The following is a 15676-nucleotide window of genomic DNA, read 5'->3' on the forward strand; positions in this document are numbered from 1 at the left end:
TGAACTTTCTTTTATATCATTATTTTGAATCAATTTTCTCTGTCGGTGGTATATCATAAAAATTCAACAAATATTTCATCACCTGTCCAAATGTTGGTGCCGCACTGGACTCCGCCCATATAATATTTTTTGGATTATCGATCCGCACCACGATCACAAACCGCGGATCATTGATCGGACCATAGCCCGCAAATGTACCGATCGTTTGTGTATCATCATAGCCCTTTTCACCGGTCTTTGCGACTTGTGCCGTACCCGTCTTTCCTCCGATCAAATATCCCGGTACATCAGCACGCTTTCCGTGCCCATTTACCACAACACTACGTAACATCTCACCGATCTGTCGTGACGCATCCTCACTGATCACACGATGCACGGGATATGGTGGGATCACCTCTTGTGTGCCGTCTGAATACACTTTTTTTTCAATAATTTGCGGTTTCATCATGAAGCCGCCATTTGCCAATGCGCTGTATGCACTTGCCAGCTGTAACGGCGTCACAGTGATCCCTTGTCCGAACGATGCTGTATAATATTCCACATTCCGATTGATATGTGCAAGATTAGAAATGTTACCATCGGCTTCCGCAGGCAATTCGATACCCGTTACACTTCCAAAACCAAATCTTTCCACATATTCTTTAAATTTTTTGTTTCCTACCAACGTCTCCACATGAATGACACCCGTATTGATCGAATTTTCCAGAACTTGCGTCATCGTCTGCAACCCATACACCTTATCTTCAGAGTTTCTGATCGTATACTCGGCAGCTTTTATGGAACCTGTATCAACATACGTTGAATCTTTCGTCACTTTACCATCATCCAATCCCATCGCCATTGTGACCGGCTTAAATACGGAACCACACTCATATTCATCCGAGATAGCGTGATTGCGAAACACGGCGACATCTTCCACTTCATTATAATTATTTGGTGTGAACATCGGATCATTTGCAAGCGCGAGAATCTTTCCCGTCTTCGGATCCATGACAATGATAGAGCCACCCGTTGCCTCATACTGCTTTATTGCACTCTCCAATATCCTTTCAACCTCATATTGTACAGTATAATCGATTGTCAAATACATATCCGTCCCGTCTTTTTTTTCAGAAACGATACGATCCGTATTGGCGAGCCACCCACCACGTGCATCACGCTCCTGAACTACTTTTCCATCACTGCCTCGCAATTCCTCATCAAAAAATGCCTCAATACCATAACGACCTCGATATGTCTCTCCATCCGATCCCACAAATCCCACAACATGCGATGCAAGCGATCCTCCTGGATAGAATCGGAAATATTCAGATAAAAAATTCAGTCCTTTGATATTTTTTTTCTCAATGTCTTCCTTTTCTTCTTTTGTTATTTTATGTTTCAGTTCCTCATGGATATCATTTCTTTTGGCAATTTTTTGCAAGACTGCTCCTGTATCCAACTGTAGAGCTTGTGCGATCTGATCAGCAACCGTAGACATTTCTTCGTCAGGCACATCTCGTGGCGACACATATGCCATAAAATATTCTCGGTTTACACCAAGCGGATACACATCATCATTGTTTTTGAGAAAAATTTCTCCTCGAGAAGATAAGATATTTTTTTCAACCGTATGTTGTCGAAATGCCAAAGAAGAATATTTTTCGTATCCAAAAACCTGAATGAAGACCAACCGTACCACAACTACAAAAAATACCGTTATGACAAAAACAAAAATGACCGATGTGCGCGTCCAACGCATAGCATACCTGCTTTTTTCAGAATTTTTTGTTGTTGTATATTTCTTATTTTTCATTGCTAGGACTTACGCGTTTGAGCACAGTTCGAGATGCAATCAAGGATCGGCTGGCGAGAAATGTGCCAAATGCGCAAGTCCTAATTACATTGCGCCATCCAGTGCAACATAGGTTTCCTTATCGATATACACCGGATCAGATATTTCTTCCATACCCTTATCTTTCACAATGCTCTCAATGTTTTCCAATGAGCGCAACTGTGCCTCCTGAATCGTCAATTGTTCATTTTCACGCGACAATTCACTGATCTCTTTTTCCACTGTATAAATTTCTCCCCCCTTGATCGCAACATCATTTGCGCTAAAGAGATACAAAATTCCCGTCAAGACAACACAAGAAAAAACAAAAACACCAACTGACCCAAATCCTTGCGCCGTGGTACGTTTTTTTGTATTTTCTTTTTGTACACCGCGACGATACACGCAGTATGATCGTCGTCGTGCAGTATTACAATATGGCATGCCGGTTATATTAACCAACGTGCCCCCCTCACACGTTATTTTTTTGTTTTACCTTTTCCCGCGCCGTAAATTTTTATTTTACACGGATAACTTCTGCACAACACGCAATCGTGCGCTTCGTGCACGCGGATTTTGTCGTACTTCCTCTTCTGATGGAGCAATCGGTTTTTTGGCAACAACACGCACTGTCGGCACAATATTACATGTGCAAATCGGCGCATCCTCCGCACAAATGCATCCCCTCGCATGTGTACGAAAAACATTTTTTACCAATCGATCCTCTCCAGAATGGAAGGAAACGACCACAAATCTTCCTGAATCCTGTAATGCTTTTATTCCCTCTGTAAGAAAAATCTGCAAATGCCGGTATTCATCATTCACGGCAATCCGCAACGCTTGAAATGTTTTTGTTGCCGGATGTACTTTGAGCGATCGTCGAACACTTTGCGGGATCGCATCACCAACGACCTGCGCGAGTGCTTCGGTTGTTTCCAACGGACGGGATGCACAAATTGCACGCGCAATTCGCTGTGCAAATTTCTCATCACCATACGTCGCAATAATATCCGCAATATCCTCTTGCGCATACTGATTGACGATCTCCAAAGCGCTTACCACATTGTCCTGATCCATGCGCATATCGATCAACCCGCCATACTTGAAACTGAATCCCCTATCAGCTTCATTGAGTTGGTCTGATGACACGCCAAGATCTGCGACAATTGCATCGACTTTTTCGATTCCTTGCTCTTGCAAGACTTTTCTTATATGAGAATAATTTGAATGAACAATTGTGATTTCCTGTGCTATTTTTGGGTTGTGTGCGATAAACCGATCAATCGCTTTTTGATCCTGATCAAGTGCGATCAGCCGTCCTTCCGGTCCGATTTTTTCATGGATCATCTTTGCATATCCTCCGCCACCAAGTGTTGCATCCACCACCGTCATACCACGACGCAATTGCATCATCTCCAACGCCTCCAGAGCCATTACCGGTATGTGCTGTGTCTTTTCCAGTGCATTCATGAATATCCCGCTTTCCCAAATTAATACATGCCAATCTTTCCCAAATTTTCTGCTATTTCATCCGTATTTTTCTCCGCATTTTCTTTATACTCTTTCCAGTTCTTTTCATCCCAGATTTCCAATCGATTGAATAGTCCCGCGACAACAACGTCTTTACCGATTCCTGCATACTGCTTCAAATAATCCGGAATGAGCACACGACCCTGTCCATCGGCATTTACATCTGTTGCACCTGCAAGCATGAGTCGCACAAATGATCGTGTCGCAGATTCACCGATCGGCATCGTACCCAACTTTTGTGCCAGCTCTTGCCACACAACAAGTGGATAGACAAAGAGACATTTATCCAACCCTCGCGTCACTACAACCGTCCCTCCAAGCTCTGCACGAAATTTTGACGGTAATGCCACTCTGTTTTTTACATCAACAACATGATTGTATTCTCCAATAAACATATATGACACAACATCTAAATTTCACCACTTTTCACCACCTATCTGTTCTCTAGTGACATTCTACACCACTTTACATTTCCCCGTCAAATTTTTAATATACCAGCCCCCACAAAAAATGGCCACTTATCAACATCTTATCCACAGATCAGATATTTTGCTTAATTCCGTAAAATTGCACTATTGTCCCCCACAAGGAAAAAACTGAGTTTTGCTCAGTTTTTACAGCTTTTCTTAAAAAAGTTACATGATCAACGCCCCCTCATGCCGGCAACACGACTGACACTAGCGCCCCCACCCAGCCGTGATGACAAATTGCGATTTGCACCGATGTTCAAATTCATATTCGTCAATGGTTTATGAGCAAGTGATGACGGTTTGACAATGGGATTTTTTTGCATATCGGTTTTTTCTAGTGACATTTTCGGCGAGCAGTGTTTTTTTTCAATTCTTCCAAGATCAAAACTTTCCGCGATTGCATCAATACCCTTGCGGTCAAAATGATGTTCTCCATACTTATGATCTGCCAGGATCGTCTTTAGTTCTTTTTTTGTCACATTATTATCGCGCACATTCTTTAGTTCTTGAAAAATTTCTTTGGTCCGCGCATCACGATTGAAAACCGAATGGCGCGTATCACTTTCCTTTAATACATCTATTACATCACTGGTATGCATATTGCCACCAAATAATGTATTTTTCTTAAAAATCACTTTTTTATCATCTTTCATATTTTTTAGACTTTAGCTAAAACTTTACAGACTTTTCACTTTACAAACTTTATGAACTTTCCACCTTATAAACTCTTTTACTCAATTATCGCTTTGATCCTCCGGACACCTGCGCTGGACGATTCTTCTTTCTTGATCTTGAATACACCTTTGATATCTCCCGTATTGGTCACATGGGGACCACCGCAGATCTCATTGGAGAATCCTTCCACAGAATATACTTTCACCACATCACCATATTTATTTTCAAAAGCACCTTCCGCCCCACTCGCTTTGGCGTCGTCCAAGCTCATTTCTTTCATCACCACCGGCACCTTTGCGTGAATTGCCTCATTGACATAATCCTCTACAGCCTTTTTTTGTCCATCGGTCATTTTCTCCGAATGGGAAAAATCAAAACGTACACGCTCCCCGTTGATATTGGATCCCTTCTGATGCACGTGTTCACCGAGAACTTTCCGCAACCCAGCTAGCATCAAATGAGCCGCAGTGTGCAACTGCATCGTTTCTTCTTTATTATCAGCCAAACCACCCTTGAACATACCCGCACTTGCCGTACGTGAAAGTTCTTGATGTTTTTTTAATTCTTCTGAAAATTCTTTTTTTAATAACTCCTTCTGTTGATTATTTATTTTTTTTCCTGCTATTTCTTCCAACTCTTCCAGTGTCATTTCCAAAGGAAAACCATAACTTTGGTAAAAATCAAAAAGCCATTTACCTCTTTTTGTCTCAGGTAGCATTTCTGTATTTCGATTTTCTTCATCATACAAAAATAATATTTTATACTTTTCTTTAATTCTAAAACGTTGTTTTTTGATTTCTTTTATTCCTCTTTCTATAGTTTCTCTAAATTTCTCCTCCTCCTTTCCCAGTGCAGCCAAAATATTATCATCCAAAATTTCCGGATAAATTTCACCATAAATTATCTGTACCACTTTGGCAATTTCTACGGTAAAATTATTTTTAATATCTAAAAAATGACCTTGTCTCACAGCGCGACGAATTAACCGACGGAGAATATAACCTCGTCCTGTGTTTTCTGGAGTTACTCCATCGGCAATAATAAAAACACTTGCCTTAATATGATCAGCAATAATTCGCATCGCGCGCATATCGCCAATCCAACATTCTGGCATTTCATCAAAACCTAAATCACCTTTTTTAAAAGAATATTTTTTTCCAGAGAGTTCTTCAATTTTTTCAATTATTGGGACAAACAGACTAGTTTGATAATTATCACTGAGACCGTTGATAGCGGATAACACACGAATGAGCCCCATCCCCGTATCAACATTTTGACTGGCCATTTTTACATATTCACCTTTTTCATTTTTGTGATATTCCATGAAAACATCATTCCAGATCTCCACCCACAGATCATTGTCATCGTTAAAACTCTTCGGAACATCATTTGCATCCCCTACCCAATAAAACATTTCCGTGTCCGGTCCACAGGGTCCAGTCTCTCCTGCAGGTCCCCACCAATTATTTTTGCGTGGTAACTTGGCAATTCTTTCGATCGGCAAACCATTTGCGTCAAATATCTCTTTCCATAATCCATATGCCTCACTGTCAAAAGGAATTTCACTGGAAGTCCCTTCATTTTCTCCCGTAAATACCGAAACAGCAATTCTGTTTTTATCAAGCCCCAACCATTCTGAAGATGTCAAAAACTCCCAACTCCATTGAATAGCATCTTTTTTGAAATAATCTCCCAGCGACCAATTCCCCAACATCTCAAAAAAAGTATGATGTGTCGCATCTCCCACTTCATCAATATCGATAGTACGAATGCATTTTTGCGCATTTGCCAATCGCGTCCCTTCAGGATGCTTTTCCCCCATCAAATATGGCACAAGCGGATGCATCCCCGCTGTGATAAAAAGCGTGGTCGGATCATTTTCCGGCACGATCGACGCTGATGGAATGATCCTGTGTCCTTTGGATTGAAAAAATTCCAAATATTTTTTTCGTAATTCTTCTGCTTTCATAAATATAATTATCTTGGCGTTTATCTAAAATACTCTTTCTTTAACTTTGTGGTCACATCGCGGAAATCACTGATGAGCAAACCCGCACTCTTTAATCGATCGTCCAAAAGTGAATAGTTTGTCATGACTGCATCGAATTCTTCCTCATTAGACGTTTTTTCCAATTCTTCGCTACATGATCTCAACGTATAAAGCAGTGATGATGGAATCTTTTTTTCTTTGGCGTCAAAAATTTCCTCGATCATTTCATGTAATGTTTTTTCTCTTTTCATAGATAATTGTTTACGATAAATCGATCAAACTCTTTTTGAGATGACGCAACTCATCGGTTATAAATGTCGTGCGATCCACCATTGTCCGTGTTTCTTCCTTATTCTCCTTGATATACATTTCAAGTCTGCTCCGCTCGTCTTCCAAGCGTCGCAGATCATCTTTCAATTCACCTTGGCGACGTTCCAATTTTTTGAGATCGGATTGATATGAAATCTGCTGCATCATCAGCTGTCGCCTCTTTTTTGAACGATCTTCCTCCGTCATGTCCCGTGTATCCGTATACATAATTGTGTCTCACACTCAATAATTATTCCCCCACAGTATTATGATACGACAAAACACTGTGGAATTCAAGTGATTTCACTCTATTGAAGAAAAAGCTTATGTCAATCAAAGATATCATTCCGTATCCTTGCGTGTTTTGTCAATCAGACTTCTCACCGATTGCAGATCCACTGACGGTTTTTTGGACGAGTGTTGAAATTTCTTTGGAGCCACATGCTGCAATCGTGACAGACTCATCGTTTTTTCCCCCGTGGACAAGATGATATCCTCTTCAACGATTTCTTTTTTTTCCACCGGTGGTTTTTTTTGATATGGTTTTTTTTGTGGAGATTCACCCGCATTTCCTTGCACTTTTGCCACTACACGCTGATGATCTTTGAAGCATTCTTTGCAAAAAACAGGACGATTACCATCCGGCTTGAACGGTACCTGAATCGCCAAATCACATGTTGCACACACAGCATCATATATTGGTTTATCCACTACAACCGCGTTATTCTCATTATTGACGACAATGCGTGGTTCCTCGCTTTTTGTTGCCGGAATAACTACAGTCGTTGTTTCTTGCGGATTTCTCACAACACTTTTTTCTCCAGCATCACTTTGTGGTGTTGCCGTCACGACCATGCCACTCCATCGTGCAATTTTTTCTTCCACTTCTTTCTTGTCTTGCGAATATCGTTCTCGTGACACCTTGATCACTTTTTCCGTACTATCCTCAAATCTTCTTTCAATCGGAGGCAACGTCGTTGCGCTAAAAGCATCGCCTGCAATACCATCGATCATCAACTTCAAATAGATATTGAATTTTGGCAAATTCACGATATCATTCATTGTGAAGATCGGTTCAAATTCTTTCTCCAAATATTCCGCATCCGCCGCGCCAACACGAAACGATACCAACGTCCCGACGTTTCCAAAAATTGCATCACGCACCACTTCTTCCAACTGTGTGATATATTGATTTGCCAATATGAGATTCAAACGATACTTACGCGCCTCGGACAAGATGTTCGCAAACGATTCTGTTGAAAAGTTTTGAAACTCATCCACATATAGATAAAAATCCTTACGATCACCCTCTTCCATATCCACACGAGCCATTGCGGCAAGCTGGATCTTTGTGATAAGCATCGCACCGATAAGCGCGCTATTGTCTTCACCGATCCGCCCCTTGGACAAGTTGAGTATGAGGATCTTTCGTTCATCCATGATCGTTCGCACGTCAAATGCTGATTTCGTTTGTCCGATAATATTACGAATGATCGGATTTGTAATAAATTGTCCAACTTTATTTTGGATCGGCGAGATCACTTCCTGCAAAACACGCTCATTCCATTTGGGAAATTCTTCCGCCCAAAAAGCCTTTACTACAGGATCTTGGATGTGATTGACAACACGAATGCGATACTTTTTGTCCACCAAGATACGCATAACGCCGAGTAGCGTGCTACCCGGGTATTCCAATAGCGCAAGGATCGCATTGCGTAAAATATATTCCAATCGCGGGCCCCACGAATCCGCCCATAATTTCTGGAAGACGCCAATCATACCTGACGCAACCAACGGGCGAAATTCCGGAGCAACCTCCTCCATAACATTGAATGAGATCGGAAAATTTTGATCCGCGGGATTGAAATAGATCACATCATTAATGCGGTTCGGCGGGATCATACTGATCAACTTTTCAGCAGTGTCCCCATGCGGATCGATAAAACACACACCATGCCCATTGAGAATATCTTGCACAGCAAGATTTTCCAGCATATTTGTCTTTCCCATACCGGTCTTACCAATAGCATACATATGTCTGCGACGATCATCAGTTTTGATACCAAATGCTGCTCTTCTGTTGCGAAAATTTGTTTCTGCAAATGCTGTAATTTCACTCATAAATACACATTAAATTACTATTCTACGATTATACCAGCTTTATCACCCAAACGGAAGATTGCTTGGTGCACTACCACGACGAGAATCCGTCCATCGCACACCCGGTGCGGCAACCGACATATCCGGCAAATGAAACACCGTTGCCAATTCCTCCGTACTAAGATGAAACTGATACCCCGTATCATCACGATCGCGATAGCGTTCGAGGATCTTGCGCATACGATATGCCGATCGGCTCTCTGTAAACACATAATCCGCATACACCTTTGAGCGATCAACAGGAACAAATTGGTTGGTATGGTTGTCAGAAAATTGTTTGATCGAAGACATCGCACCGGACAACATCGTTGCTGTAAAAAAATCTTTCTTTCCCACAACAACTAATCGCATATTGACTTGAAACATCGCCTTTGCAATATTTTCTTCGAGAGATTTCAACGTTTGTTTTTCTCCCGGCGTCAAGCGAAACTCCAAGGGACCCTCCTCTTTTTTTTGTTCGCCAAAGGGCGTAAACTCCGGCGGTTGAAACAATCCTGTAAACAGATTGCCAAAAACATCTTTTATATCATGAAACACACGATCAAAAATACTTTTTGGTTTTGCCTTCTTTCCTAAAAATTCTTGTACGGTGTCCTTGCCCCAACTATCAAACCAGTCCGGACGATCTGTCTGAATGATATATTGCAACCAGATATGTTGTCCCGGACCCAATACACTGATCGACTCCAAAATACTCGCAAGCGGATCAATCATCTTTCCTGTGACGTCTTCTTCGAAATATTTATATGTTTTGATCGGATATGCGTCTGCTTTTAATAATTTGAGATCAAAGCCCTTGAGCGTCCATTCCTTATTTGGGATTACACGCGGAATTTTATATACATAATCTTCCACCTCCATGATCTCGAGACCGGGATATTGTGCATAGAGAGAACTTTCCACAAGTGAGCGAAAAATACCTGGCGTTCGAATATAGAAATGTGCCACACCCTCCGTGCCAACGATCTCCAAACTAAAAAATGGATTTTGTGCACAATGGCAATATTTGTTGATCATGTTAACGCCCGCATCTGTTGCCGCAATACTGTCAAAAAATCGCTCCATGATCTTTGGGCTTTTTTCTATATCGCGTGGAGCAAAAAGCTCCAATAACACTTCATTTTGACTGCCCAAAAAATCCTTGATACACACATAGCGCATCCATAAACTGCGAAAAATCAAATAAAAAGTCACCGGTATGGCAATATACCAGGTCATGTGAAATACATATAGTAGTTGAGAAAAAAATTCTATCATGAAAACGCTGATCACATATGATCACATATTATCCATCACAGAATTATTATAGCATTATTTACGCTTCGTATCTAGAGTATATTTTTTGTTGAGTTTTTTTGCAACCGCATTCAGATTTACCTTGATCGTTGACGGTTTGACATAACGCATTGTCAATACGCGCTCAACCACTTCCTCTGCTGTAAGAGGTTCATCAGAGTTGTTCAATACATTTTCAATCACATCTTTCACCGTTCCTTTAATATAGCTCTCCGTATTAAGCGCGTAAACGCCACGTCCAACCAAGACGAAATTTTTATCACGGATCAACTCGTTATGCACTGTTTGTGGATGAGATTTTTTTCCTTTTTTCCCAAGTCCGTAGTGATCGATCGCTTCTGCAATCTCGCGAAAATGCATCGGTTTGTTTTGCTCTTTCATAATGAGCAACGCTTTCTCACGCACACCGCGCGGTGATACATCATCCCATTCAACAATCCCCCATTTATCAAATGGATTTTTCCCAATTTCACGTGAAACAATGAGATATTTTATCAGCTGATCATGGTCAATATTTTCGTGTGTAGATGCAACATGTTTATGAATATGATCGATCGTATGCACTTTTTGTTGCGCCTCTAATAGTTCTTTGACGAGATTATGCACAGCAAACCACTTTTCCACATCAAAATCAGCGTGCATGACAACGCGCTCTTCAACCGGATACTTCTTTACATTCACAAACTCCACATCTGTTAAACCCTCTATAAAAAAACGCACAGAGCCTCGTGAAGAATATTCTTCTCCACCAAGAAAATCAATGATCGCATTCTCTGCAACAATGCCATGATGCTTTTGCACAAAATCCGTAATTGCATTTTGTACCATTTCCAGATCATCATGCTCTTCGACATCCCGCATACTTTTAAGACCGGATTGGACAATTTGTCGCACCCTCTCTCTCGTAATGTTATATTCATCACCGATTGCCTGCAATGTCAGAGGTTTTTTTTCTGTTACACCAAATCGTTTTGCAATGATATCCTGTGATCTTTCCGGCAAATGACTTAAAACAGCACGAAAAACGCCGTGCAAATCAATGTGTTCTTTTTTTTCATCATTTTTCATATAATTCCTCAATTAATAACCGATAAAAAACGCTTAAATATTCCATTACTAATGCAACTTTTTCATAAAAACGAGAAAGAAACACCTATAAGGACCGGTTGTTTATTATAATACAAAAATACTACTATGCCAAGTCCTTCCTTTCGTCTTTATGCATAATTTTTATACTTCGTGCCATTCTACCAAATATTTGATTTTTTGTCAAGTTTTCCGTCCCGTGATATACTGTACGTGTAATTAATAAATATAAAGAATATGTCCCCCACACAACCAGTTGTACACTGCGTTTCTTGTGAAGAATTACACGGTGACGCACGAAAGATCTTTGACGACTTCATCCAAAAAACCGGCAAAGTACCAAAGTGGCTCCAAGTCATGGGTAATTGTGAAGACACGATGGTCGGATTCTTTTCACTGTTCAAATCTGTAATGGACAATGCTCCCGTATCAGCAACGCTCAAATGGAAAGTGGCATATGTCGTGTCAGACATCAACAAATGCGAATTTTGCATTGGCGCAACAAAAATGAAATTAGTAGAATTTAACGTCTCAGAAGAAGATCTTGCCAATATCGACCAGTCAACAGACGAGAAAGAAAAACTCGCGATCGAATACGCGCGCGCAACAACAGAGCATGCATATAGCATTGATCCGGAACTGATCGCAAAAATGCAAGCGACATTTACCGACGAAGAAATTGTCGAGATCACTGCGGTAATCGGCACATTCAACTTCCTCAATCGTTTCAACGACGCTTTGCGCATCCTGCCGGATACAAAATAACAAATTTTTCCTCTACTATTTAGAATAAAAAAACAACCGTTCGTGTATAAACGGTTGTTTTTTTATTATAAGTCGCATACAGCATGTTCCTTGCACCGTATCTTTATAATCCTCTGCGTGAAAGATACTTTTTGGCGATCTTGATCTTTGATAACTCTTGTTCAAGTGCCGCCGCAACGCGCGCGTATTCCACTTCATCTGTACGAATGACGTTGTTTTTGATATCCTCTGCACGTTTGCGCGCCGCTTCTGCCGCTTCGATATCAATCTCTTCTGCACGAAGTGCCTCATCCGCAAGCACTGTCAATTGATTATCCGCAAATTCCAAGAAGCCTCCCACCACAGCAATATTGCTCTCCTGCGTACCTTTTTTTGTCGTGATCTCACCCACCTTGAGAGACGCAATGTACGATCGATGTTTTGGCAAGATCGTCACTTCTCCGTCACTGACCGGCAATGTGACTTGGTCCACCTCGCCCTCAAATACGACTCTTTCCGGCGTGATCACTTTTAGTGTAATAAGTGACATAATATACTCACGTAAAAACTATTTATCTTTTTTTACTTCTTCAATTGCGCCCTTCATGTAGAAATCTTGCTCCGGCACATCATCCAATTCACCATCGAGGATCATTTTAAATCCACGTACGGTATCTTTGATCTTTACATATTTTCCTGTCGCACCGGTAAACTGCTCCGCCACAAAAAACGGCTGTGAGAGATACTTTTGAACCTTGCGCGCGCGCATCACTGTCACTTTATCCTCATCTGACAATTCCTCCATACCCAGAATTGCGATGATATCCTGCAGATCCTTATAACGTTGCAGGACTTGTTGTACACCGCGTGCAACAGTATAATGTTCTTCGCCCACAATATGCGGATCAAGGATAATCGAATTTGAGTCAAGAGGATCTACCGCAGGATAGATACCAAGCTCAGTAAGCGGACGAGAAAGTGCAACAGTTGAATCAAGATGTCCAAACGTTGTCGCCGGTGCAGGATCAGTAAGATCATCGGCTGGCACATATACCGCCTGAACTGAAGTTACTGATCCATCTTTTGTCGACGTGATGCGTTCTTGCAGTTGTCCCATTTCTTCTGCGAGCGTCGGCTGATAACCCACAGCTGATGGAATACGTCCCAAAAGTGCGGACACCTCGGAACCCGCTTGTGTGAAACGGAAAATATTGTCGATAAAAAGAAGCGTGTCTCGTCCTTCACGGTCGCGGAAGTATTCTGCCATTGTGAGCGCAGAAAGTGCAACACGTTGACGCGCTCCAGGCGGTTCATTCATCTGACCAAACACAAGTGCTGTCTTATCCAATACGCCGGAATCTTTCATTTCATGATAAAGATCATTTCCCTCGCGCGTACGCTCTCCCACACCGGCAAAGATCGAGTAGCCACCGTGTTCTTGTGCGATATTGCGAATAAGCTCTTGGATAAGCACCGTCTTCCCCACACCGGCACCGCCAAAGAGTCCGATCTTACCACCCTTGATAAACGGACAGATCAGATCGATCACCTTGATCCCTGTTTCGAGAATTTCCGCTTCTGTCGCTTGCTCGGAAAATTTTGGTGATTCTCTGTGGATTGGGTGTCTTTCTTTTGCTACAACCGGCGTATCGATCCCATCGATCGTATCACCAAGCAAGTTAAACATGCGTCCCAACACACCCGGACCCACCGGTACGGAAATTGGCGCACCCGTGTCTTGTACTTCCATCTGGCGTTTCAAACCATCCGTCGAAGCCATTGCAACAGCACGCACTTTACTTGCACCGAGATGCTGATGCGTTTCCAAAATAATGGACGTCTTGTCATCCACAATAACCTTGAGGGCATCATAGATCCTCGGCAATTGCCCGGAAAATTCCACATCCACCACAGGTCCAATTACTTGTATGATCTTACCTTTACTCATAGAATTATCTTTTAGTTATAAGTTTATAAAGTCTGTAAAGTTTACAAAGTATTTTTTTACTTTATAAACCTTATGAACATTACGAACTCCTTGCTCTACAAATTTCATCTGTGAAAATCACGGTCAAAACTCAAATAATTTTAAGTTTTGAATGGTAATTTTAGCTATTGACTTTTGCTTATAAATATGCTATAATGAAAGAAAGTGATAAATCCAACAAAACTCTCAAAACGTTCTTTTAAAGGAGTCAGACCATGAAAAAAATAGCAGTAATACTTTTGGCGTCAGTGTTGTCCATTTCCCTTGTGACAAGCGGGGTTGGGACACTGGTTGACGATTGGAAAACCGCCAATTTATACGGTTCAACTGATTGGGGTTGGGCACTTAGCAGTGTGCCCCTCCTGATATTTATGGTCATCACGGCGATTTTTATCATAATCTGTTCGATAGGATATGCCTCCTTGACACCATCAGAACAGCAGACCAACTGACCCACTGTTGTTCATATACCACATTTTGCAAACAATATTTGCAGAGTGTGGTTTTATTTTTTAAATAACTTTTTTCCAAAATTTCAATTTTGGAGTCTGGATCATTGTGTATTGATCCACAATTCAAAATTGAAATTTCTTTTTATTTCTACTTTATGAACTTTACAAGCTTTACAAACTTTCTACTTTATAAACTTTACAAACTTTCTACTCCAACGCTGCTCTCCCTGCGCTGATCTCCGCGATCTCTTGCGTGATCTTCATCTGACGGATTTGGTTATAGGCGAGTGTCAGGTCTGCGCTCATATCCTTTGCAGCATCTGTGGCGTTTTTCATCGCAACCATGCGTGCGGATTCTTTGGATGCGTTGGATTCCAAGATCGCATGATAGAGTTGCATCTCGATGAGTCTGGGAAAAATGTGCGTCAAAACCGCGTCAGGACTCGGCTCAACCTTATATTCTGTCAACGGTTTTTTGAGGCCATGCTCTTTCGCGAGATTGTTCATCTCCACAATTTGTTTTTCGAGATCCACTTTGGATATCGGTAATATTTGTCTGATCTTTGGCTGTTGCATCACTGTGGACACATAATCCGTATAAGCGATCACCACCTTGTCATATTTTTTCTCCAGATAATCATCGATCACAATTTTTGACAAAGGACGCACTTGCTCAATGCCCGGGAGATAGGTCAGATCCGGGAAGGAGGCAATGATCTCCCTGCCCAGTTTTTTGACCAATGATTCTCCTTTGCGGCCAACAGTGATAAAATCGATCTTCAAATCTTCATTCGCAACATGTGACTGAATTGTTTTTGTGCCGATACGATTGACCTTGAGTTTTTCCGGATGCGTGATCTCTTCTTTGATCTTTTTCATGATCTGTGCATTGAATGAACCACATAATCCGCGATTTGATGTGATCGCCACGATCAAGACGTTCTTCACCTCACGTACCTCCAACAAACCGTAATTGTACTGGTCAAACGACCGCGCGAGATTGGTCAAGACGCTCCATGCGGCATGCGCATAAGCACGAATTTGCAATACACGCTCTGTGGATTTGCGCATTTTTGCAGCAGAAACCATCTCCATCGCACGTGTGATCTTGCCCGTATTATTGATTGATTTGATCCGTCGCCGGATTTCCTTGGAATTTAACAT

16 protein-coding genes are annotated in these 15676 nt (G+C 41.5%); 2 read left to right on the plus strand and 14 right to left on the minus strand.

The window, feature by feature from the left end; translation table 11 throughout:
- Window positions 1-19: 19 nt before the first annotated feature.
- The 11 genes from WC819_02190 to WC819_02240 all read right to left on the minus strand — a co-directional run bounded on the left by WC819_02190 (window position 20) and on the right by WC819_02240 (window position 11311).
- Complete coding sequence (locus WC819_02190) at window positions 20-1795, minus strand: penicillin-binding protein 2 (GenBank protein ID MFA5986137.1); 1776 nt, start codon at window positions 1793-1795, stop codon at window positions 20-22.
- Between the two features lie 84 nt (window positions 1796-1879).
- Window positions 1880-2257 carry a hypothetical protein gene (locus WC819_02195; protein MFA5986138.1) on the minus strand — a complete coding sequence of 126 codons (378 nt, stop codon included), beginning with the start codon at window positions 2255-2257 and terminating at the stop codon, window positions 1880-1882.
- A gap of 78 nt (window positions 2258-2335) precedes the next feature.
- A complete protein-coding gene (gene rsmH / locus WC819_02200; protein ID MFA5986139.1) occupies window positions 2336-3283 on the minus strand; it encodes a 16S rRNA (cytosine(1402)-N(4))-methyltransferase RsmH in 948 nt (315 codons plus the stop codon).
- 20 nt (window positions 3284-3303) lie between these two features.
- Window positions 3304-3738 (minus strand): division/cell wall cluster transcriptional repressor MraZ, encoded by a 435-nt coding sequence (gene mraZ / locus WC819_02205; protein MFA5986140.1) that lies wholly within the window; start codon window positions 3736-3738, stop codon window positions 3304-3306.
- Between the two features lie 248 nt (window positions 3739-3986).
- Entirely contained in the window at window positions 3987-4466 is a 480-nt protein-coding gene (locus WC819_02210) for a hypothetical protein (GenBank protein ID MFA5986141.1), read from the minus strand.
- Between the two features lie 77 nt (window positions 4467-4543).
- Entirely contained in the window at window positions 4544-6457 is a 1914-nt protein-coding gene (locus WC819_02215) for an alanine--tRNA ligase (protein ID MFA5986142.1), read from the minus strand.
- Window positions 6458-6477: 20 nt separating this feature from the next.
- Window positions 6478-6729 (minus strand): hypothetical protein, encoded by a 252-nt coding sequence (locus WC819_02220; GenBank protein MFA5986143.1) that lies wholly within the window; start codon window positions 6727-6729, stop codon window positions 6478-6480.
- A 10-nt stretch (window positions 6730-6739) separates the two neighbouring features.
- Window positions 6740-7015 carry a hypothetical protein gene (locus WC819_02225; protein ID MFA5986144.1) on the minus strand — a complete coding sequence of 92 codons (276 nt, stop codon included), beginning with the start codon at window positions 7013-7015 and terminating at the stop codon, window positions 6740-6742.
- 114 nt (window positions 7016-7129) lie between these two features.
- On the minus strand, window positions 7130-8908 hold the full coding sequence (locus WC819_02230) for a CxxC-x17-CxxC domain-containing protein (protein ID MFA5986145.1): 1779 nt from the start codon (window positions 8906-8908) through the stop codon (window positions 7130-7132).
- Window positions 8909-8950: 42 nt separating this feature from the next.
- A complete protein-coding gene (locus WC819_02235) occupies window positions 8951-10165 on the minus strand; it encodes a hypothetical protein (protein MFA5986146.1) in 1215 nt (404 codons plus the stop codon).
- Window positions 10166-10258: 93 nt separating this feature from the next.
- Complete coding sequence (locus WC819_02240) at window positions 10259-11311, minus strand: HTH domain-containing protein (protein ID MFA5986147.1); 1053 nt, start codon at window positions 11309-11311, stop codon at window positions 10259-10261.
- Window positions 11312-11566: 255 nt separating this feature from the next.
- Here WC819_02240 and WC819_02245 point away from each other — a divergent pair, with 255 nt between their 5' ends.
- On the plus strand, window positions 11567-12094 hold the full coding sequence (locus WC819_02245) for a carboxymuconolactone decarboxylase family protein (GenBank protein MFA5986148.1): 528 nt from the start codon (window positions 11567-11569) through the stop codon (window positions 12092-12094).
- Window positions 12095-12197: 103 nt separating this feature from the next.
- Here the strand turns inward: WC819_02245 and atpC are convergent, their stop codons facing one another.
- Both atpC and atpD read right to left on the minus strand, forming a co-directional pair.
- Window positions 12198-12623 carry an ATP synthase F1 subunit epsilon gene (atpC, locus tag WC819_02250; protein ID MFA5986149.1) on the minus strand — a complete coding sequence of 142 codons (426 nt, stop codon included), beginning with the start codon at window positions 12621-12623 and terminating at the stop codon, window positions 12198-12200.
- A gap of 18 nt (window positions 12624-12641) precedes the next feature.
- Entirely contained in the window at window positions 12642-14021 is a 1380-nt protein-coding gene (gene atpD, locus WC819_02255) for a F0F1 ATP synthase subunit beta (protein MFA5986150.1), read from the minus strand.
- Between the two features lie 254 nt (window positions 14022-14275).
- Between atpD and WC819_02260 the strand changes: the two genes are divergently transcribed.
- Window positions 14276-14512 carry a hypothetical protein gene (locus tag WC819_02260; protein MFA5986151.1) on the plus strand — a complete coding sequence of 79 codons (237 nt, stop codon included), beginning with the start codon at window positions 14276-14278 and terminating at the stop codon, window positions 14510-14512.
- A gap of 207 nt (window positions 14513-14719) precedes the next feature.
- Here the strand turns inward: WC819_02260 and atpG are convergent, their stop codons facing one another.
- Window positions 14720-15676 (minus strand): ATP synthase F1 subunit gamma, encoded by a 957-nt coding sequence (gene atpG / locus WC819_02265; protein MFA5986152.1) that lies wholly within the window; start codon window positions 15674-15676, stop codon window positions 14720-14722.

This window comes from Parcubacteria group bacterium (assembly GCA_041660065.1).
GTDB lineage: Bacteria > Patescibacteriota > Minisyncoccia > Moranbacterales.

Excerpts from the sequence above, each read along its gene's own strand:
- WC819_02245 (MFA5986148.1), top strand. The coding sequence starts at position 11,567 with ATGTCCCCCACACAACCAGTTGTACACTGCGTTTCTTGTGAAGAATTA.
- rsmH (MFA5986139.1), bottom strand. The coding sequence starts at position 3,283 with ATGAATGCACTGGAAAAGACACAGCACATACCGGTAATGGCTCTGGAG.
- WC819_02195 (MFA5986138.1), bottom strand. The coding sequence starts at position 2,257 with ATGCCATATTGTAATACTGCACGACGACGATCATACTGCGTGTATCGT.
- WC819_02220 (MFA5986143.1), bottom strand. The coding sequence starts at position 6,729 with ATGAAAAGAGAAAAAACATTACATGAAATGATCGAGGAAATTTTTGAC.
- WC819_02230 (MFA5986145.1), bottom strand. The coding sequence starts at position 8,908 with ATGAGTGAAATTACAGCATTTGCAGAAACAAATTTTCGCAACAGAAGA.
- atpC (MFA5986149.1), bottom strand. The coding sequence starts at position 12,623 with ATGTCACTTATTACACTAAAAGTGATCACGCCGGAAAGAGTCGTATTT.
- atpG (MFA5986152.1), bottom strand. The coding sequence starts at position 15,676 with ATGTTAAATTCCAAGGAAATCCGGCGACGGATCAAATCAATCAATAAT.
- WC819_02210 (MFA5986141.1), bottom strand. The coding sequence starts at position 4,466 with ATGAAAGATGATAAAAAAGTGATTTTTAAGAAAAATACATTATTTGGT.
- WC819_02240 (MFA5986147.1), bottom strand. The coding sequence starts at position 11,311 with ATGAAAAATGATGAAAAAAAAGAACACATTGATTTGCACGGCGTTTTT.
- WC819_02190 (MFA5986137.1), bottom strand. The coding sequence starts at position 1,795 with ATGAAAAATAAGAAATATACAACAACAAAAAATTCTGAAAAAAGCAGG.
- WC819_02260 (MFA5986151.1), top strand. The coding sequence starts at position 14,276 with ATGAAAAAAATAGCAGTAATACTTTTGGCGTCAGTGTTGTCCATTTCC.
- mraZ (MFA5986140.1), bottom strand. The coding sequence starts at position 3,738 with ATGTTTATTGGAGAATACAATCATGTTGTTGATGTAAAAAACAGAGTG.
- WC819_02225 (MFA5986144.1), bottom strand. The coding sequence starts at position 7,015 with ATGTATACGGATACACGGGACATGACGGAGGAAGATCGTTCAAAAAAG.
- WC819_02215 (MFA5986142.1), bottom strand. The coding sequence starts at position 6,457 with ATGAAAGCAGAAGAATTACGAAAAAAATATTTGGAATTTTTTCAATCC.
- WC819_02235 (MFA5986146.1), bottom strand. The coding sequence starts at position 10,165 with ATGACCTGGTATATTGCCATACCGGTGACTTTTTATTTGATTTTTCGC.
- atpD (MFA5986150.1), bottom strand. The coding sequence starts at position 14,021 with ATGAGTAAAGGTAAGATCATACAAGTAATTGGACCTGTGGTGGATGTG.